A 19,406-nucleotide genomic window follows, 5' to 3' on the forward strand; every position below is an offset into this window, starting at 1 on the left:
GCCTACTCCTCGGTGTGCCGCAGGGCGTCCGGGTCGAGCCGCGGGGGCAGGTGGGCGAGGGCGGTCTGCACCAGCACCGTGCGCGCCTTGACCACCACGGCGCGTCGTACCCGCCCGAGCCCGTCGCCGACCTGTTCCTCGACCACCCGCTGCACCTGGTCGGTGGAGTACGACGCCCGCTGGCCCGCGGCGACGTCGACGTCCGGCAGCGCCACCAGCACCGGCAGGATCTGCCCGCCGAGCGCGTCGAGCAGCTGGAACCGCTCGTAGCGGCTCAGCTCCTCCCAGGCGGCGTCGGGGTCGAGCTTGCGCTTGCGCACGTCCTTGCGGGCCCCGTGCACGGACTTCGCCGCCCCCGTGAGCGCCAAGGTCAGCTCGTGCTCGGTGAACCGCATGGGGTCAAGCATGGCGTGGAGTCGGCGGTCGGGGCTAACCTGCGGGCGCATGAGGCGCCTTCCTCACGAGAACGTCGCGACCGTCCTGGTGGACCCGCGCGTGCTCGAGGACCTGGAGCTCGAGCTGATGGAGCTCGACCTGCGGGTGTGGCCGGTCGCGACCGCGCCGATCTGCGTCGACGGGCCCCGGCAGGCGTTCCAGATCCGTCGGTCGCTGGTGATGAAGCACCACGGCGAGTGGGACCTCGCGGCGGAGTGGACGCCGGTGTGGATCAGCTTCGGCGAGAGCTGGCGGTTCGGCGACGAGCCGCTGCCGTGGTCCGCCCACCAGGCCCTGTGGCACGCCCTGGAGCAGCACGGCGCCCACGTCCGCTACCACCGCCGGCTCGGCGGGGTGCGACCGCTGCAGGTGCCGCTCGAGCCGACCGGCTGAGGTGGCGCGTCAGCGGCTGAGCAGCCCGCCGGCGCGGGCGAAGGCCAGTGCCCGCTCGACCAGCCCCTCCTGCTCCTCGGGGTAGAAGCCCGCCGTCATCGTGCTCACCAGGACGTGCGTCCCGGCGCGGGTGTGGTGGACGAGTCGCCAGTCGTCGTGGCGCACCCCCGACGCCGGAGTCTCCGGGCTGCCCGGCGCGGCCGCGAGCAGGACGGCGCCCCGTGCTCGCTCGGACGCCGCCAGGTTCAGCTCCGCGGCGTAGACGAGGCGCCCGTGGACTCCGCCGCCGAGGTCCCCGGCCATCGCCGCCACCACGCGCCCGGGCAGAGGCAGCGACGGGAAGGCGCGATGCAGCTCGTCCGGGTCCTCCATCGCCAGGCCGAGCCTGGTGGCCACCCGGATGTAGCCGTCCCGCCAGGCAGGGGTGACCTCCGGGTGTTCCGACCTCGGGGAGGGCAGCGGCTCGGTGAGGGGACGCGGTGCGAGCTCGGGGAGACAGGCCCCGCGCAGCGCGTCGGCGAGCGTGCAGGTGTCGACGGCAAGGCGGTCGAGCTCGGTGGGGTCGAGCACGAACCCGTTCCGGCGGACGACCAGCGTGCCCCGGAGCACCAGCAGCCCGAAGTAGGGGTCGTGGGAGCGTCGGCCGAGGACCTCCTGCACCGCTGGAGTCAGCAACCGGTCGACCAGGGCGTCGCTCACCGGCCGACCGTGGGTGCGCAGCCGCCAGTCCGGCGCGCCGTGGGCGGAGAGGTCACGCCGTTGGTCGAAGTCGTACGGCGCGAGCTTGTCCCGCCGGTCGAGGCGGGTCAGGAAGAGCGGCAGCACGCTCTCGGGCACGAGGCAGGCGACCGCCGTGGTGGGGATCCACACGGCATCGGTGTCGAACGGCTCGCGGGGACTGTCGTCGGTCGGCGGGTCCAGGAAGTCGCCGATGATCGGGATGTCGGTGCGGTTGGGGAGACGAGGCCGCCACCACGACCCTCCGGACCGCACGACGGACCCGTAGAGCCTGCCGCTCACGTTCGGCGACCCGGTGACGGGCACCTCCAGCAGCTGGTGCATGAGCACGCCGTGCCGCCCGCCGGGGAGCATTCCGCGAAGGACGCTGAACCGGTACTCGTCGAACCCGGGGGAGGCGGCCGTGAACCCGAGCGGGCGGGCCCGGTCGAGCCACTCGAGGCCGCGTTCCTCGCCGTACGAACGGAGGTCGCCAGGAGGCCGCCCGGCGCGGGCGTCGGCGACGTCCTCGGGTGCGAACGCGGCGAATCCGTGCGAGCGGGGGCGCTTGGCCATGGGGGGACGCTATCGCCGCCCGGACCGCTGGGACTCGCGATGCGAACCTTGTCCTCGATCTAGAACACGTTCTAGTGTTGCCGTCATGGACGACACCCTGCGGATCGGCGCCCACAACGGACACCTGATGGTGGCGGCACTCAAGCGGCACAAGGACCGCCCGGTGATCCACCTCGGCGAGGTCACGCTCACCGGCGGCCAGGTGGCCGAGCGGATCAGCCAGTACGTCCAGGCGTTCGAGTCGCTCGGTGCCGGGCAGGGGTCCCCGGGCGCCCTGCTGGCGCTCAACCGTCCGGAGGTGCTGTTCATCCTCGGCGCCGGACAGACCCAGGGCTACCAGCGCACCTCGCTGCACCCGCTCGGCAGCGCCGACGACCACGCCTACGTCATCAACGACGCAGGCATCAACACGCTGATCATCGATCCCTACTTCGAGGAGCGGGCGCTCGAGCTGCTCGACAAGTGCCCCGGGCTCAAGCAGGTGCTCACCATCGGTCCGGTGCCGGAGTCGCTCGCGGCGGTCGGGTCCGACCTGACCGCGGTCGCGGCGACGTTCGACGCGGTGCCGCTGGAGGCGCGACTGCTGCCGCCGGACCACATCGTGTCGCTCGTCTACACTGGCGGCACCACCGGCAAGCCCAAGGGCGTGATCGGCACCGTCCAGGCGATGAACACGATGAGCCAGGTGCAGCTCGCCGAGTGGGAGTGGCCGGAGAGCCCGCGCTTCCTCATGTGCACCCCGCTCTCGCACGCCGGTGCGGCGTTCTTCGTGCCGACGGTGATCAAGGGCGGCACCCTCTTCGTCTCCGCGCGCTTCGACCCCGCCGAGGTGCTCGCGACGATCGAGGAGAAGAAGATCAACTCGCTGATGGTGGTCCCGACCATGCTCTACGCGCTGATGGACCATCCGGACTCCCGCACCCGGGACCTGTCGTCGCTCGAGACCGTCTACTACGGCGCCTCGGCGATCAACCCGGTCCGCCTCAAGGAGGCCATCGAGCGGTTCGGCCCGATCTTCGCCCAGTACTACGGACAGTCCGAGGCGCCGATGGTCATCACCTACTTCCCCAAGGGCGATCACGTCGACGGCGACGGCAAGCCGATCGAGAAGCGGCTCAGCTCGTGCGGCCGGCCGGCCGCTTTCCTGCGCACAGCGCTGCTCGGCGAGGACGGCCAGCCGGTGCCGGTGGGCGAGCCGGGCGAGATCTGCGTCGCGGGCCCGCTGCTGGCGGGCGGCTACTGGCAGCTGCCGGACCAGACTGCGGAGACCTTCCGGGACGGCTGGATGCACACCGGCGACGTGGCGCGCGAGGACGAGGACGGCTTCTGGTACATCGTCGACCGCACCAAGGACATGATCGTCACCGGGGGCTTCAACGTCTTCCCGCGCGAGGTCGAGGACGTCGTCGCCGAGCACCCGATGGTGGCCCAGGTGGGCGTCATCGGCACCCCGCACGAGAAGTTCGGAGAGGCGGTCACCGCCATCGTCGTGCTGCGCCCCGACGCGCCCGCCGACGAGGAGTCGGTGGCGCGCATGACCGACGAGATCAAGGCCGCGGTCAAGGAGCGCAAGGGCTCGGTGCACGTCCCGAAGGACGTGCTCGTCGCCGATTCGCTCCCGCTGACGGCGCTCGGGAAGCCGGACAAGAAGGCGTTGCGGGCGCAGTACTGGACTGGCGAGCGGTCGGTCGGGTAACGCTCGGCCCGTGAGGCTGCGCAACGGGGAGCACGGGTACGGCGCGGTCACGAAGGCCCTGCACTGGTTGACGGTCCTCGCCTTCGCGCTCCAGTTCGTCGTCGGCTACACGATGGAGACCGACGGCGACGTGCCGAAGGTCGAGTGCGACCCCGCCGGTGAGGATCGCGGCGGAGGCGACACCTCGGACGCCGAGGACGACCGGCTCGACCGGGTCGAGGACCGGTGCGAGGCGCGGCAGGACGCTCGGGAGGATCGCGCCGACGACACCCTCGGCGCGGCGTGGGACGACCTCTGGGCGGGCGACCTGCCGGCCCAGGGTGTCAGCCTGCCCGAGGCGCACGTGCTGCTCGGCCTGCTGATCCTGCTGCTCGGCGCGGCGCGGGTGGGGTGGCGTCGGACGACGCCGCTGCCGCCCTGGGACCCGCGGCTGACGCCGCTGGACCAACGGATCGTCCATGCCACCGAGCTGGCCCTGCTGACCCTCATGTTCGCCGTGCCCGCCTCCGGGCTGCTGCTCGTCGCCGTCGACGACGGCCCGGTCGCCGTCCACGTCGCGGCGCACATCTGCTTCTTCGTCGCGCTCGGCGCGCACCTGGCGATGGTGCTGGGCCGCCGGCTGCTGCCCCGGATGCTGCCGAGGATGCTGCCGGGTGGCCGCTCGGGCGCGGAGGTCAGCCGAGCAGCCGGTCCCTGACGTGCGGCGGGACCCGGTCGAGGACCGCGTCCATGAAGTGCAGCTTGCCCTCGATCTCGTGCGGTGAGTGCTCGCCCTCGCGGATCACGAGCATCGCGTCGCCCTGGAACCGCCAGGCGAGCTGGGGGTGGTGCAGGGCGACCTCGACCACGGCCGGGCAGAGCAGGTCGCGGGCGAAGTCGGGCGAGGGTGACGTCACCGAGAACGTCCGGTCGAAGACGGGGTGGCCGATCTCGAGGTCGCGGCCGGTGACGGCGTCGACGATGCGGGCGAGGAAGTCCTGGGGAGACACCTCGAGACCGGGCGTGTGGAGACCGAGCTCGAGCGCGACGACCGAGTAGCGGTGCTGGTGGGTCTTGCGTCCCTTGCCCGACCCCGAGGTCGTGACGTACTCGTAGTCGAACGCGGTGAAGGGGCGTCCGTCGTGCCGGCCGCTCAGGACGTTGACGACCTTCCGGGCCCGGCCGCGGCCGAACGGCGCACCGTCGTACTTGCCGAGGAGGCGGTCCTCCCGCTCCGTGAAGTCCCACTCGCGATGCGCGGCGTGCGCACGAAGGGCCGCATTGCGCGCCGCGACGCGCTCGCGTTCGCGCTTCGTGCGCACGACGCCCCAGGCGACGGTGCCCGCGAGGATCCCGGTGGCGAGGAGGATGCCGAGGACTTCGGAGAGCTCCACGGCCGCAAACTAGCGGGTCAGCGGCCCTTGAACTCGGGCGTGCGCTTCTCCATGAAGGCCCGCGGGCCCTCCTTCGCGTCCTCGGAGGCGAACACCGCGGCGCCGACGCGGGCGTCGTCGGCCCAGCACTCGTCCTCGTGCTTGCCCTCGGAGTCGCGCATGGTCTTGAGGATCGCCTGCACGGCCAGCGGCCCGTTGGCCGCGATCAGGTCGGCGATCTCGTGGGCCTTGGCCAGGGCCTGCCCGTCCGGCACGACGTGGCCGATGAGGCCCAGCTCCTTGGCCTCCGGCGCCTTGACGTGGCGGCCGGTGAGGAGCAGCTCCGCAGCGACGGTGTAGGGGATCTGCCGGGGGAGGCGGACGGCGGACCCGCCCATCGGGTAGAGGCTCCAGCGCGCCTCGGACACGCCGAACTTCGCGGACTCGCCGGCCACCCGGATGTCGGTGCCCTGGAGGATCTCGGTGCCGCCCGCGATCGCCGGACCCTCGACGGCGGCGATCAGCGGCTTCGTGAGCCGGAACCCCTTGAGCAGCCCCTTGATGACCGACGGGTCGTACTCACCGGACTCGAAGCTCTCCGACGGCGGCTTCTTGTTCATCGACTTCAGGTCGGCGCCCGCGCAGAACGCGCCGCCCGCGCCCGTGAGGATGCAGACCCGCACCTCGGGGTCGGAGTTCACCCGGTCCCAGGCCTGCTCCATGATCGCGAGCATCTCGCCCGAGAGCGCGTTGCGGACCTCGGGCCGGTTCATGGTGACCACCAGGGTGTGGCCGACCAGCTCGACCAGGCAGTGCGGCTCCGCGTCCGTCGCGGGCACAGGAACATCCGTCGTCGTCATACGAACAACGCTAGCGAAGAACTGAAACGTGTTCTAGTCTCGGGGTGTGGCCTTGAACATCGCCGACCTCTTCGAACATGCCGTCGACGCGGCCCCCGACAAGCCCGCCGTGAAGGTGGGCCAGCGCACGATCACCTACGCGGAGCTGGAGACCGAGAGCAACAAGCTCGCGCACTTCCTGGCCTCGCGCGGGATCGGCACGGGCGACCACGTCGGCCTCTACGCCAAGAACAGCATCGAGCACGTGATCGCCCTGCTCGCGATCCTCAAGGTGCGTGCCGTCGCGATCAACGTGAACTACCGGTACGTCGCCGGCGAGCTCGACTACATCTTCGACAACGCCGACCTCAAGGGCGTCGTGCACGACCGGGTCTACAGCGACCTGGTGGCCGAGGTGTCGCCGAAGCACGACAAGCTCCAGACGTTCGTGGTGCTGCCGGACCCGATCGAGCCCGACGACCAGAGCGACTTCTCGTCGTACGGCGGCGTGCTGCTCGCCGACGCGGTCGCCGACCAGAGTGACGCCCGTGACTTCGGCGAGCGCAGCCCCGACGACATCCACATCATCTACACCGGCGGCACCACCGGGTACCCGAAGGGCGTCATGTGGCGCCACGAGGACTTCTGGCGGGTGCTCGGCGGCGGCATCGACTTCATGACCGGCGAGCCGCTGGAGGAGTACGACCAGTCCAAGAAGGCGACCGAGGACGGCCTCGTCACCTTCCCGCTCAGCCCGCTGATGCACGGCGGCGCCCAGGCCAGCCTGCTCATGCACCTGTTCGCCGGCCAGCTCACCATCCTCGAGCCGAAGTTCGACCCGGTGCGCACCTGGCAGATCATCGACGAGAACCAGGCGCACATGATGTTCATGACCGGTGACGCCATGGCGCGGCCGCTCATCGAGGCCTACGAGGAGAGCCAGGGCACCGACCGGCCGTTCAGCGGCCAGTCGCTGTTCGCGATCGCCAGCAGCGCCGCGATCTTCAGCAAGGCCGTCAAGGAGCGCTGGATGGCGGCGTTCCCGAACGCGGTCTTCACCGACTCCATCGGGTCCTCGGAGACCGGCTTCCAGGGCACCGGCCTCCAGGACGCCAGCGCCCTGTCGACCGATGGTCCCGTCGTCTCGATCGGCGCCAACACCGCGGTCATCTCCGACGAGGGCCACGTGCTCGACCCGGTCGCCGACGTCGGCAAGGTCGGGCGCACCGCCCGCGCGGGCAACGTCCCGGTCGGCTACTACAAGGACCCCGAGAAGTCGGCGCGCACGTTCTACGAGATCGACGGCGTCCGCTACTCCGTGCCGGGGGACTACGCACGGATCGAGGAGGGCAACCGGATCACGCTGCTCGGACGCGGTTCGAACTGTGTCAACACCGGTGGCGAGAAGGTCTACCCGGAGGAGGTCGAGATGGCGATCAAGGCGCACCCTGCCGTCTACGACGTGCTCGTCGTCGGCCTGCCCGACGAGAAGTACGGCCAGACCGTCGCTGCCGTCGTCCAGCCTCGCGAGGGCCAGAAGGTGGAGCTCGAGGAGCTGCGCACGTTCCTGCGCAAGGAGCTGTCGGGCTACAAGCTGCCGCGGGTGCTGACGCTCGTCGACGAGATCCCCCGCAACGCCACCGGCAAGGCGCAGTACCCGGCCGCGAAGGAGATGGCGATCAGCGCCCAGCAGGCCGGCACCGCCCAGACCGCGACGAGTGGAGTGACCGCCTGATGCGTACCGCGCTGTGCGATGCCTTCGGCATCGAGTACCCGATCTTCGCCTTCACCCCGTCGGAGCACGTCGCTGCTGCGGTGTCCCGCGCCGGCGGTCTCGGCGTGCTCGGCTGCGTCCGCTTCAACGACGCCGAGGAGCTCGACAAGACGCTCGACTGGATGGACGAGAACACCGACGGCAAGCCGTACGGCGTCGACGTGGTGATGCCGATGAAGATCCCCACCGAGGGCACGTCGACCGACCTGTCGTCGTACATCCCGGAGGACCACAAGAAATGGGTCGACGAGACGCTCCTCAAGCTCGGCGTGCCGCCGCTGCCGGAGGGCGAGGGTCGTGAGGGCGTCCTCGGCTGGCTGCACTCGATGGCCCGCTCCCACGTCGACGTGGCGCTGCAGCACCGTCCGGTGCTCATCGCGAACGCACTCGGCACGCCCCCGAACGACGTGATCGAGCAGTGCCACGCGGCCGGGCTCAAGGTGGCCGCCCTGGCCGGGGCGCCCAAGCACGCCGTCAGCCACGTCTCCAACGGCGTCGACATCATCGTCGCCCAGGGCTACGAGGCCGGCGGTCACACCGGCGAGATCGCCTCGATGGTGCTCACCCCCGACATCGTCGACGCCGTCGGGCCGGACGTGCCGGTGCTCGGCGCCGGCGGCATCGGCTCCGGCCGCCAGATCGCGGCCTCGCTCGCGCTCGGTGCCCAGGGCGTGTGGACCGGCTCGATCTGGCTCGGCACCGAGGAGTACCGCAACCTCACCAGCAACACCGGTTGGGAGACCGCGTTCCTGCGGGCGACGTCCTCCGACACCGTCCGCACCCGGATCTACACCGGCAAGCCGGCCCGGCTGCTGAAGACCAAGTGGACCGAGGCCTGGGCCGAGGAGGGTGCTCCCGCCCCGCTCCCGATGCCGCTGCAGAACCTGTTGGTCTCCGACGCCCACAACCGGATCAACGCCTCCGGGGACCCGGACGTGATCTCGATGCCCGTCGGGCAGATCGTGGGCCGGATGAACGAGGTGCGACCGGTCTCCGAGGTGGTGGCCGACCTGGTCGCCGAGTTCGAGGCGACGGTCAAGAAGCTCGACGGAATCGCCGGGATCTGACGTGCGGCGCGCGGGCGGCTGGCGTCAGGTCGCCATCGCCGCCGTTGCCGCGGCGGTCGTCGCCGGCGGCGGCATGGTCGCCGCGGTCGGCGACGACGACGAGTCCGCCGAGGCAGTGCCGGTCGCGGAGTGCGCTCCCGGCTCCCGCCCGGAGACGTCGATCCAGGGCCGGGTGCCGGCGGCCGACGTCGCCTCGGGACGGGCCGCGCAGGGCTACACCTGCAACACCGAGCTGGTCGGTCGGCACGGCAGGACCGGCGGGTTCAAGGTGCAGCGCTACACCGACGCGTCCGGGCGCACCTGCGCCTACTACGACTCGACCCGAATGTTCCCGCTCGACGCGGTGACGAACCTGCTCAACGGCAACGGCCTCGGCGTGATCGTGCTCGACATGACGAACCCGGCGAAGCCCCGAAAGACCGCGAACCTGATGACGCCGGCGATGCTCAGCCCGCACGAGTCGCTGCTCGTCAACGAGGAGCGCGGCCTGCTCGCCGCTGTGATGGGCAACCTGCTGACGGCGCCCGGCATCCTCGACGTCTACGACATCAGCAAGAACTGCCGGCGACCGAGGCTGATGTCGTCGACTCCGTCCGGGCTGCTCGGCCACGAGAGCGGCTTCTCGCCCGACGGCCGCACGTTCTGGTCGTCGGGGTCCGCGGGCTTCCTGATGACCGCGGTCGACCTGACGAACCCGCGGCGGCCGCGGATCCTCGCGTCCAAGCCGGGAGTCGTCTCGCACGGCCTCCGGCTGTCCGACGACGGCGACACCATGTACGTCGCCGACATGGGCACCCCCAGCCGCAACAGCGTCCTCGACCGCCCCGGCCTGCGGATCTTCGACGTCTCGGAGGTCGACGAGAGGGTTGCGCAACCGGAGATTCGCGAGATCGGGCGGCTGGAGTGGCCCGAGGTCTCGATCCCGCAGGTCGCCGAGCCGTTCGAGCGCGACGGCCACCAGTACGTCCTGGAGGTCGACGAGTTCAGCGACCTGTTCGGCGACGGCTTCACGTTCACCACCAAGGGCCCGGTCGGCGCCGCACGCATCATCAACGTCGACGACCCGGCGAACCCCTACGTCGTCTCCGACCTCCGGCTCGAGGTGCACCAGCCCGAGAACCGCACCGACGAGCTGTTCGACGACCCGGGAGCCAGCAGTCCGCTCGGCGGCTACTCCGCCCATTACTGCTCGGTCCCGACCCGCGACGACCCGAGGATCGTGGGTTGCTCGATGATCGCGTCCGGCCTGCGGCTGTTCGACATCAGCGACCTGGAGAACCCGCGCGAGATCGGCTACTTCAACCAGCCCGGGAAGAAGGGCAGCAACGCCCTGTCCCAGCCGGCGTGGGACGTCGACAGCGGCACGGTCTGGTACTCCGACGCCACCAGCGGCCTGTACGTCGTGCGGTTGGGCGAGACCGCGCGCGCCCTGCTGCCGTAGCCTGCCGCACATGCATGGGGTGGCCGACGGACAGAGCCCGTGGCGACGGCTGGTGGTGACCGCTGTCGCGGTGAGTGCGGTGCTGGCGGGGACCTTCGCGGCCGACGCCTTCGACGACGAGCCGCGGGTGGCGAGCCCGGTGCCCGAGGCGAGGTGCGGTCCGGGCTCCCGTCCCGAGGGCGACCTCCAGGGACGGGTGCCGAAGGCCGACTACACCTCGGGTCGGGCCGCGCGTGGCTACCTCTGCAACACCCGGCAGGTGGGCCACTACGGCGGCACGGGCGGCTTCAAGACGCTTCGGTACGTCGACCGGACGGGCCGGGTCTGCGCGTACTACGACTCCGACCCGATCATGCCGCGCGACATCCTCGGCGGGGTGCTCGAGGACGGGCTCGGCGTCGTGGCGCTCGACATGAGCGACCCGGAGCGGCCCCGCCGTACCGCCAACCTGATGACGCCGGCGATGGTCGCTCCCCACGAGTCGCTGATGGTCCACCAGCGGCGCGGCCTGCTCATCGCCGTGATGGGCACGCTCGGCACGGCGCCGGGTTTCGTCGACATCTACGACGTGAGCGGCGACTGCCGACGACCGAAGCTGCTCTCGACGTTCCCGTCGGTGCTGTTCGGTCACGAGAGCGGCCTGTCGCCGGACGGCAGGACGTTCTGGGCGGCAGGCGCCGCCGGCGGCAACCTGACCGCGCTCGACATCTCGAACCCGCGCCGGCCGAAGATCGTCTTCAACGAGAACGGCCACATCTACCACGGCCTCCGGTTCTCGGCCGACGGCCGGACCATGTACGTCGCCAACATCGGCTCACCCGGCACCGGCGGCATCCTCAGCGGTGGGGGGCTCCACATCTACGACGTGTCGCAGGTGCAGGAGCGTCGCCCCGACCCCGAGGTGCGGAAGCTCTCGGAGCTGACGTGGCCGGAGGTGTCGATCCCGCAGTCGGCGGAGCCGTTCACCGTCGACGGTCACCAGTACGTCCTGGAGGTCGACGAGTTCATCGACCTGTTCACGTTCGAGTCCCTAGGCAGGTTCCGCACCGCGCCGGTCGGTGCCGCTCGCATCATCGACGTCGACGACCCGCGGAACCCCGAGATCGTCTCCGACATCCGGCTCGAGGTGCACCAGCCGCGGCTCCGCACCGACGACCTGTTCCGCGACCCCGGCAACGTCTCACCGGCGCAGGGCTATGCCGCCCACTACTGCTCGGTCCCGGAGCGCAAGGACCCCGGGCTCGCGGCCTGCTCGATGATCCTGTCCGGCCTGCGGGTCTTCGACATCCGGGACCCGGAGCGGCCGCGGGAGGTGGCGTACTTCAACAAGCCGAAGCTGCCCAGCCCGGGCCTGCTGCCCGAGGTGGGCTCCTACGCGATGTCGCGGCCGGCGTGGGACGTGAGGAACAAGCAGGTCTGGTACACCGACGTGCACACCGGTTTCTACGCCGTGCGGCTCACCAACGGCGTCGGGCGGCTGCTGGGCGAGTAGCCCTACGGCGTGGGTGTGCCCGCGAAGCGGGCGTAGAGCCGTTGCTGCACGCCGTCGAACCGGGTGAACTGCCCGCCCACGTGCAACGTGCTGCCGTCGATGACGAGCGACCAGCCACCGCCGAGCAGCCCGGTCGCCTTCGTGTCCCAGGACGTGGGTGCCCCGGTGCTCGCGACGACGCTGGCGAGCGAGGGCCGCTTCACCTTGTAGTCGGCGAAGGACGAGAAGTGGCCGCCGATGTAGATCTCGGTGGGCGACGCGGCGATCGCCTGGACGTTGCCGCTCATCCGCGTGCGCCACAGCTCTTTGGACGCTGCCCAGTCGTAGGCGAAGAGGTGGTTGTTCTCGGTGGCGACGTAGACGGTCCCGCCGTCCGGGCTGGTCCCGACCGTGATGACCACGCCACCCCAGCTGTCCCGGCTGAACGCGTTCGGGTAGCCGGTGGTGGCGTCGATGCCGCCGAAGTAGGCGCGGGCCATGCCGCGGATCTTCGAGAAGGCCCCGCCCACCCAAACCGTCTGGCCGTCGGGGGAGACCCGGACCTCGGCGACGTTCCCGTTGGTCCAGGTGTTCCACGCGAGGGTGTTGCCACTGGTGACTCCGACGGCAGCCAGCTTCTGCTTGGCCGTGCCGTCGATCCCGTCGAACCGCCCGCCGACGTAGAGCCGGTCGCCGTGGACGTCGAGCGAACGGACCGTCGGGTCCGCGCCGACGGTGTCGGCCTGCCAGTCCGTGATCAGGGCTCCGGTCACGGCGTCGAGCGCCGCGAGGTTCTGGCGGGGCTGGCCGTTGACCTCGGTGAAGGTGCCGCCGATGAAGACCCGCGTGCCGTCCTCCGACGCCGCGACGGCGCGGACGTCGCCGTTCGTGCTCGGCGCGAAGGCCGGGTCGGCCTTCCCGCTCGGCAGGAGCGCTCCGAGGTTGCTGCGGGGGAAGGCGCCGACGCCGGTGAACCGGCCGCCCAGGATCACCCGCCCGCTGTCGAGCACGGCGAGGTCGAAGACGGCCTCGCCCGACAGCCCGGCGGTCTTGGTCGGTGTCGCCGAGACGCTCGCGTGCGCCGTGGGCTGGAGCGTCGTCGTGACGGCGAGCGCCACCGCGGCTGCGGCGACGAGGGTGCGCAGGGGCGCACGTGTGATCCGTGTGGCGGCCATGGCCATCCCCCAGGGTGAAGTCGAGTGGAGCGCGCGCCGGGTGCGGTGTGGAGCGGCCCGGACGCCGCCCCACTCTAGGGAGAGGGCTGGCCGTTGGGGAGGCGCAGTGTTATCAGATCGAGGAAAAGGATCGACCGATGGCCAGGGCCTGGTCGGTGGCGCTGCCGAAGAGGAACTCGAACCGCTTGGCGGAGGTGAAGTAGCGGTGAGCCTCACCGTCGAGGTCGATGCCGACGCCGCCGTGCACGTGGACGGTGGTGTGCGCGAGCTTGTGGCCGGCGTCGGCCGCCCACAGCTTGGCGACCGCCACCTCCGTGGCGGCCGGCAACCCCTCCTGGAGCCGCCAGGCGGCCTGCCAGAACGTCAGCCGCTGCGCCAGCACGTCGATGAACCCGTCGGCCAGCCGTTGCGAGACGGCCTGGAAGGTCCCGATCGGCCGCCCGAACTGCTCACGGGTCTTGGCGTACGCCGACGTGAGCGCGAGCGCGCCCTCGGTCACCCCGAGCTGCTCCGCGGCGGCGCACGTCATCAGCAGCTCGTGCAGGCGACGCACCGGGGAATCTTGTCCGTCCCCGGCGCTCGAGGCGACAAGAACCCCCGGTGCGTCGGTGAGCTGGATGAGCGCGGCGGTGTCGCCGTCGCTGGTGCGTTGGGGCGTGCGGTCGAGTCCGGAGGCGGTGGCGTCGACCAGGTAGACCCCGGTGGTCCCTGAGCCTGTCGAAGGGTCGGGCCCGGTCGCGGTGACGAGCAGCGCGTCGGCCGCCATGCCAGCGCGGACCAGGGTCTTGGTGCCGGTGAGGGCGCCACTGGCGTCGACGGTGACGGTCGGGGCGGACGGCAGGTGCGAGCGCTCCTCGGCCACCGCGGCGGCGTACAGGGCGCGGTCCGCAGGTCGGCCGGCACCCTGGAGGAAGGTGATGCAGGCCGCGTGCACGGCGAGCGGGACCGGTGCGACCTTGCGGCCGACCTCGATCAGCACGCGGGACAGCTCGATCAGGTCGAGCTCCGTCCAGTCGAACGCGTCACCGAGGGTCGCCCACAGCTCGCGGTCGAACCGGTCGCCCGCGGCTTCGACGGACTTCATGCGCTCGGTCGTCGCCTTGTCGGCGAGGATCTCCGCGGCCAGCGCCGCCGCCTCGTCCTGCTCGGGGGTGAAAAGGAAGTCCATGTCCGTCCTAGCGCTTCGCGGCCGGCAGGCCGAGTCCGACGTAGCCGATGATGTCCCGCTGGATCTCGTTGGTGCCGCCACCGAACGTCATCACCAACGAGGAGCGGTAGAAGCGCTCCAGCCGGCCGGCGATCGCGGCGCCGGGGGAGTCGGCGGTGATGCCGGCGTGGGGGCCGACGATCTCCATCAGCGACCGGTAGACCTCGGTCGCGAGCTCGGAGCCGTAGACCTTGGTGGCGGAGGCTTCCGCGGGGGAGAGCGCGACGCCGTGGTCGGCGTCGGCGGCGAGCTTCCAGTTGATGAGCGAGAGTGCCTCCACCCGCGCGTGGGCCCGGCCGAGCGCGGCTTGGACGAGCTCGGAGTCGATGACCCTCCTGGTTCCTGAGCCTGTCGAAGGGTCCGGGTTCACGGTGCTGGTCGCCCACTCGCGGACCAGCTGCAGGGAGTGCACCAGCGGCGCGGCCGAGGTCAGCGACACCCGCTCGTGGTTGAGCTGGTTGGTCATCAGTGCCCAGCCGCCGCCGCGCTCGCTGACAAGGTTCGAGGCCGGGACGCGGACGTCCTGGTAGTACGTCGCCGACGTGCCGACACCGGCGACGGTGTGGACCGGGGTGTACGACACGCCCTCGGCGTCGGCCGGCACTAGGATCATCGACAGGCCCTTGTGGCGGGGCTGGTCGGGCTCGGTGCGGCAGGCCAGCCAGATCCAGTCGGCGTACTGGATGAGCGAGGTCCACATCTTCTGGCCGTTGATCACCCACTCGCCGGCGGCCTCGTCGAGGACGGCCTTGGTCTGCAGCGACGCGAGGTCGGTGCCGGAGCCGGGTTCGGAGTAGCCGATCGAGAAGTGCAGCTCGCCGGCGAGGATCTTCGGGAGGAAGAACTCCTTCTGCTCGTCGGTGCCGTAGCGCATGATCGTGGGCCCGACGGTGTTGAGCGTCAGGTAGGGGATCGGGACGCCGGCGATGGCGGCGGTGTCGGTGAAGATCAGCTGCTCGACCATCGAGCGGTCCTGGCCGCCGTACTCCTTCGGCCAGCCGATGCCGAGCCAGCCGTCCTTGCCGATCTGGCGGATGACGTCCTTGTAGACGCCGGCCTCGCCGAACTCGCCCGTGGCGGAGGAGAGGCCGGCCCGGATCTCGGGCGTCACGAGTGCGGTGAAGTACTCGCGCAGCTCCTCGCGCAGGGCCTTCTGCTGGGGTTCCAGATCGATGTGCACGTTGTAAGAGTAGCGGCAAAACTGTAACGTGTTCTACATGGCTGACACCCGAACGCTCGACCACGGGACGACCCCTCTGCGCTACGCGCGCGGCTGGCACTGCCTGGGCCTCGCCTCGACGTTCTCGGACGGCAAGCCGCACGCGATCAACGGGTTCGGCACCAAGCTGGTCGTCTGGCAGGACAGCAAGGGTGAGCTCAACGTCCTCGACGGCTACTGCCGGCACATGGGTGGCGACCTGACCCAGGGTGAGGTCAAGGGCGACAACATCGCCTGCCCGTTCCACGACTGGCGGTGGGGCGGCGACGGCAAGTGCAAGGAGATCCCCTACGCCCGCCGGGTCCCGCTGCGTGCCCGCACCCAGCGCTACGAGACGGCGGTCGTCAACGGCCAGCTGCTCATCTGGAACGACCCCGAGGGCTCGGCGGCCGACCGCGACATCCTCCCGCCCGAGCTGCCCGACGTGCTCACCGACAAGTACACGCCGTGGTCGTGGCACACCAAGGAGATCAACGGTTCGCACTGCCGCGAGCTGATCGACAACGTGGCCGACATGGCGCACTTCTACTACGTGCACTTCGCGTTCCCGACGAGCTTCCGCAACATCTTCGAGGGCCACACCGCGACCCAGTTCATGGAGTCGACCGGCCGCCCCGACAAGACCACCGGCGGCTACAGCGACGCCAACTCGACGTTGAAGTCGGTGGCGACCTACTACGGGCCGTCCTACATGATCAACTGGCTCACGGTCGACTACAAGGGCTTCGTCACCGAGGTCATCCTCATCAACTGCCACATCCCGACCGGGCCGGACTCGTTCACGCTGCAGTACGGCATCAGCGTCCAGAAGCCCGAGGGGCTGGACGACAAGACCGTCGACTACATCGCCGAGCGCTACACCGAGTCCTTCGGTGAGGGCTTCCTCCAGGACGTGCACATCTGGGAGAACAAGGTGGCGGTGCAGAACCCGCTGCTGTGCGAGGAGGACGGTCCGGTCTACCAGCTGCGCCGGTGGTACGAGCAGTTCTACACCGATGTCGCGGACATCAAGCCCGAGATGACCGACCGCTTCGAGTTCGAGGTCGACACCACCAAGGCCAACGAGTACTGGCACGCCGAGGTCGCCGAGAACCTCGCCAAGCGCGCCGCGGACGACCCGGAGACCGTGAGCCACTGATGCCGTCGTTCGTCCCCACCAACGCCGAGACGCTCGAGGAGCAGCGCCGCTACACACAGGCGCGGCTGGTCGAGGTCGAGTGCCTCGACTGCCTGGCGAAGGTGTCGGTGAAGAAGAACTCCGAGCACCACACGTCGATCCAGTGGAGCGCCGAGGCGGTCGCCGCGTGCCCCGAGCTGTGTCGGAGGACACGGTCCGACAGCCGGGACGGTGACCGTGGCTGCCCGCGGCTCGCGGCTAGCATCGAGGCCGCCGTGGCGGGCGGAGCGCTCAGCGTCGGCGCGGAGGACGGGTACTGAGCAGCGCCGCTCACCCCGCCCGCACCGCCCCACCCCCGAGCGAAGAGAGAATCCCTTCGTGGACATCGAGTCGTTCCTGCTGAAGGTCGTCGACATCGTCGACGAGACAGCGGACGCCCGTTCCGTCAGCTTCGAGGTGCCGGCCGAGGCGCCCGAGAAGTTCGCCTACAAGCCGGGCCAGTTCCTGACTGTCGCCGTCCCGAGCAACCAGACCGGCATCGCCGCCCGTTGCTACTCGCTGTCCAGCAGCCCGCACGACGGCGGCCCGCTCACGGTGACGGTGAAGCGGACCGCCGACGGCTACGCCTCCAACTGGATCTGCGACAACCTCTCGGTCGGCGACACGATGCGCGTGCTGCCGCCCTCGGGGATCTTCACCCCGGCCTCCCTCGACGCCGACCTGCTGCTCTTCGCCGGCGGCAGCGGCGTCACCCCCATCATGTCGATCACGCGCACCGCCCTCGACCAGGGCACGGGCAGGATCGTGGTCTTCTACGCCAACCGCGACGAGCGGTCGGTGATCTTCGCCGAGGAGCTCACCCGGCTGGCCGCCGAGAACCCGGAGCGGCTGCAGGTCGTGCACTGGCTCGAGTCGGTGCAGGGGCTCCCGACGCCCGAGCAGGTCAAGACCTTCGTCCAGCCCTACCTGACCTACGACGCCTTCGTGTGCGGCCCGGCGCCCTACATGAAGCTGGTCACGACCGTGCTCCGCGAGCTCGACTTCCCGCGCGACCGCCGACACCAGGAGAAGTTCGTCTCCCTCGGCGGCAACCCGTTCGGCGACGTCGAGGAGCTGCAGCGCGCCGAGGAGGAGATGGCCGCCGCGGACGCCGACGAGGACTCCGCAGCCGCCGACGCCTTCGCCGACCTCGCCTCCGGGCCGGTGAAGGTCGAGGTCGAGCTCGACGGCGAGGAGTTCACCTTCGACGACTGGGACCCGAGGACGAAGCTCCTCGACTTCCTCGAGAGCAAGGGCGTCAAGGCGCCGTACTCCTGCCGCGAGGGGGAGTGCTCCGCCTGCGCCATCCGGCTGCTCGAGGGCGAGGTCAAGATGGTCCACAACGACGTCCTCGACGACGAGGACCTCGCCGACGGCATCCGGCTGGGCTGCCAGTCGCTCCCGGTGACCGACACGGTGCGGGTCACCTACAGCTAGGCGCTGAACTCCACCACGCCGTCGTCGAGCTCGCTCGTGCGCAGGAACCGCTTGTCGAAGTACCAGTTGTGCTTGAGCCGCCACGGGTCGCGGTCGCCGGCGACGGGAAGTCGGCCGGCGGCCCGCTGCAGGTAGCCGGAGGTCAGGTCCATCACCGGCGTCGGCTCGAGGCCGGCCTGCCGGCGCGGGACCACGACGCGGAGGTGGTGCTGGTCCATGTGCTCGAGCAGCCGGACGACGTACTCACAGACGAGATCGGCCTTCAGCGTCCAGGACGCGTTGGAGTAGCCGATGATGAAAGCGAAGTTCGGCACGTCGCTCAGCATCAGGGACTTGTAGGTGAAGGTGCTGCCGAGGTCGACCTTCTCACCGTCGACCACGATCTCGGCGCCGCCCATCGGGACGACCTCGAGCCCGGTCGCGGACACGACGATGTCGGCGTCCAGCTCCTGACCCGAACGCAGCGCGATGCCCGTGCTCGTGAACCGCTCGATCACGTCGGTGACCACGTCGACCTTGTGGCTGTGGATCGCCTTGAAGAGGTCGGCGCCCGGCACCACGCAGAGCCGCTGGTCCCACGGGTCGTACGGCGGCGTCAGGTGGGTGTCGTAGTCGAAGTCGTCGGGCAGGTGCAGCTTCGCCCACCGCTTGAGCAGCGCCTTGGCGAGCCTGGGGCTGCGCCGGCAGAACTCGTAGAACCCGATCGTCACCGCGGCGTACCGGGCGTGGATCGCCTTGGCGGCCAGCTTCCCCGGCAGCACGCGCTTGAGCGTCTGCGCGACCGGGTCGATCCTCGGCTGGCTCACGATGTAGGTCGGCGTGCGCTGGAGCATCGTGATGTGCCCCGCGTCCCGGGCCATCGACGGGATCAGGGTGACCGCGGTCGCGCCCGAGCCGATCACGACGATCCGCTGCCCGGTGTAGTCGAGGTCCTCGGGCCAGTGCTGGGGGTGGATCACCCGGCCCTGGTAGTCGTCGAGGCCGGGCCAGTCGGGGGTGTAGCCGGCCTCGTAGCTGTAGTAGCCGCTGGTGGAGAACAGGAAGTCGCAGGTGAGGGTCTCGACCGCGCCCGTCTCGGTGTTCTCGACGGTGACCGTCCAGACCTTGTCCTCCGAGGACCACTCGAAGAGCGTGGCCTTGCGGTGGTAGCGGATCCGCTCGTCGACGCCGTACTCCCGGGCGGTCTCGCGCAGGTAGCGCAGGATGTCGGCGCCCTCGGCGATCGCGTCCTTGCCGTCCCAGGGCCGGAAGCCGAAGCCGAGCGTGTACATGTCGGAGTCGGAGCGGATGCCCGGGTACTTGAACAGGCTCCACGTGCCGCCGAGCTCGCCACGCTGCTCGAGCACCGCATAGCTCCGTGCGGGGAAGGCCTGGCTGATGTGCACGGCCGCGTCGATCCCGGAGAGGCCGGCGCCGATGATCAGGACCTCGAGGTGGGTCGCCTCGCTCAT

18 protein-coding genes are annotated in these 19,406 nt (G+C 70.4%); 10 read left to right on the plus strand and 8 right to left on the minus strand.

Translation table 11 applies throughout. The features are described 5' to 3' along the window. Positions 1 to 2 precede the first annotated feature (2 nt). Positions 3 to 407, minus strand: a complete 405-nt coding sequence (locus DJ010_RS06820) for a hypothetical protein (RefSeq protein WP_245927299.1) — start codon at positions 405 to 407, stop codon at positions 3 to 5. Positions 408 to 444: 37 nt separating this feature from the next. On the opposite strand from DJ010_RS06820, the gene DJ010_RS06825 reads away from it, so the two are divergent. Then, positions 445 to 828: a hypothetical protein gene (locus DJ010_RS06825; protein WP_109692871.1), complete on the plus strand. Its 384-nt coding sequence runs from the start codon at positions 445 to 447 to the stop codon at positions 826 to 828. 9 nt (positions 829 to 837) lie between these two features. On the opposite strand, the gene DJ010_RS06830 is transcribed toward DJ010_RS06825, so the two are convergent. Further along, entirely contained in the window at positions 838 to 2,121 is a 1,284-nt protein-coding gene (locus tag DJ010_RS06830) for a hypothetical protein (RefSeq protein WP_109692872.1), read from the minus strand. Between the two features lie 85 nt (positions 2,122 to 2,206). On the opposite strand from DJ010_RS06830, the gene fadD8 reads away from it, so the two are divergent. Next, a complete protein-coding gene (gene fadD8, locus DJ010_RS06835) occupies positions 2,207 to 3,817 on the plus strand; it encodes a fatty-acid--CoA ligase FadD8 (protein ID WP_109692873.1) in 1,611 nt (536 codons plus the stop codon). A gap of 10 nt (positions 3,818 to 3,827) precedes the next feature. Further along, positions 3,828 to 4,514, plus strand: a complete 687-nt coding sequence (locus DJ010_RS06840) for a cytochrome b (protein WP_158282958.1) — start codon at positions 3,828 to 3,830, stop codon at positions 4,512 to 4,514. Here DJ010_RS06840 and DJ010_RS06845 read toward each other — a convergent pair. Beyond that, positions 4,492 to 5,190 carry a hypothetical protein gene (locus DJ010_RS06845; protein ID WP_109692875.1) on the minus strand — a complete coding sequence of 233 codons (699 nt, stop codon included), beginning with the start codon at positions 5,188 to 5,190 and terminating at the stop codon, positions 4,492 to 4,494. The genes DJ010_RS06840 and DJ010_RS06845 overlap by 23 nt on opposite strands. 17 nt (positions 5,191 to 5,207) lie before the next feature. Continuing rightward, positions 5,208 to 6,029, minus strand: coding sequence for a crotonase/enoyl-CoA hydratase family protein (locus DJ010_RS06850; protein WP_109692876.1), 822 nt, complete (start codon positions 6,027 to 6,029; stop codon positions 5,208 to 5,210). A gap of 46 nt (positions 6,030 to 6,075) precedes the next feature. Here DJ010_RS06850 and DJ010_RS06855 point away from each other — a divergent pair, with 46 nt between their 5' ends. From DJ010_RS06855 to DJ010_RS06870, 4 genes are read left to right on the plus strand one after another with little or no spacing between them, the layout of a single operon-like run. Next, positions 6,076 to 7,743 (plus strand): acyl-CoA synthetase, encoded by a 1,668-nt coding sequence (locus DJ010_RS06855; RefSeq protein WP_109692877.1) that lies wholly within the window; start codon positions 6,076 to 6,078, stop codon positions 7,741 to 7,743. Then, positions 7,743 to 8,849: an NAD(P)H-dependent flavin oxidoreductase gene (locus DJ010_RS06860; protein WP_109692878.1), complete on the plus strand. Its 1,107-nt coding sequence runs from the start codon at positions 7,743 to 7,745 to the stop codon at positions 8,847 to 8,849. Before DJ010_RS06855 ends, DJ010_RS06860 begins: the two co-directional genes overlap by 1 nt. 1 nt (position 8,850) lies before the next feature. Beyond that, the gene (locus DJ010_RS06865; RefSeq protein WP_109692879.1) at positions 8,851 to 10,290 is read left to right on the plus strand and encodes an LVIVD repeat-containing protein; all 1,440 of its coding nucleotides are present in this window, start codon (positions 8,851 to 8,853) and stop codon (positions 10,288 to 10,290) included. Positions 10,291 to 10,300: 10 nt separating this feature from the next. Further along, positions 10,301 to 11,782, plus strand: a complete 1,482-nt coding sequence (locus tag DJ010_RS06870) for an LVIVD repeat-containing protein (RefSeq protein WP_146207274.1) — start codon at positions 10,301 to 10,303, stop codon at positions 11,780 to 11,782. A 2-nt stretch (positions 11,783 to 11,784) separates the two neighbouring features. Here the strand turns inward: DJ010_RS06870 and DJ010_RS21765 are convergent, their stop codons facing one another. From DJ010_RS21765 to DJ010_RS06885, 3 genes are all read right to left on the minus strand, one after another. Continuing rightward, positions 11,785 to 12,936, minus strand: a complete 1,152-nt coding sequence (locus DJ010_RS21765) for a PQQ-binding-like beta-propeller repeat protein (protein WP_158282959.1) — start codon at positions 12,934 to 12,936, stop codon at positions 11,785 to 11,787. Between the two features lie 112 nt (positions 12,937 to 13,048). Beyond that, positions 13,049 to 14,104, minus strand: a complete 1,056-nt coding sequence (locus DJ010_RS06880; RefSeq protein ID WP_109692882.1) for an acyl-CoA dehydrogenase family protein — start codon at positions 14,102 to 14,104, stop codon at positions 13,049 to 13,051. A gap of 7 nt (positions 14,105 to 14,111) precedes the next feature. After that, positions 14,112 to 15,323, minus strand: a complete 1,212-nt coding sequence (locus DJ010_RS06885) for an acyl-CoA dehydrogenase family protein (RefSeq protein WP_109692883.1) — start codon at positions 15,321 to 15,323, stop codon at positions 14,112 to 14,114. Between the two features lie 37 nt (positions 15,324 to 15,360). Between DJ010_RS06885 and DJ010_RS06890 the strand changes: the two genes are divergently transcribed. The 3 genes from DJ010_RS06890 to DJ010_RS06900 are packed head-to-tail and all read left to right on the plus strand — an operon-like array spanning position 15,361 to position 17,955. Beyond that, positions 15,361 to 16,500 carry a 3-ketosteroid-9-alpha-monooxygenase, oxygenase component gene (locus tag DJ010_RS06890; RefSeq protein WP_109693145.1) on the plus strand — a complete coding sequence of 380 codons (1,140 nt, stop codon included), beginning with the start codon at positions 15,361 to 15,363 and terminating at the stop codon, positions 16,498 to 16,500. Continuing rightward, positions 16,500 to 16,799, plus strand: coding sequence for a hypothetical protein (locus DJ010_RS06895; protein ID WP_109692884.1), 300 nt, complete (start codon positions 16,500 to 16,502; stop codon positions 16,797 to 16,799). Before DJ010_RS06890 ends, DJ010_RS06895 begins: the two co-directional genes overlap by 1 nt. Before the next feature lie 58 nt (positions 16,800 to 16,857). After that, entirely contained in the window at positions 16,858 to 17,955 is a 1,098-nt protein-coding gene (locus DJ010_RS06900) for a ferredoxin--NADP reductase (RefSeq protein ID WP_109692885.1), read from the plus strand. Here the strand turns inward: DJ010_RS06900 and DJ010_RS06905 are convergent. Further along, positions 17,952 to 19,406 carry a flavin-containing monooxygenase gene (locus DJ010_RS06905; RefSeq protein ID WP_109692886.1) on the minus strand — a complete coding sequence of 485 codons (1,455 nt, stop codon included), beginning with the start codon at positions 19,404 to 19,406 and terminating at the stop codon, positions 17,952 to 17,954. The two genes, DJ010_RS06900 and DJ010_RS06905, sit on opposite strands and share 4 nt — an antisense overlap.

Origin of the sequence: Nocardioides silvaticus (assembly GCF_003160695.1) — a bacterium.
Classification (GTDB): Bacteria; Actinomycetota; Actinomycetes; order Propionibacteriales; family Nocardioidaceae; genus Nocardioides; species Nocardioides silvaticus.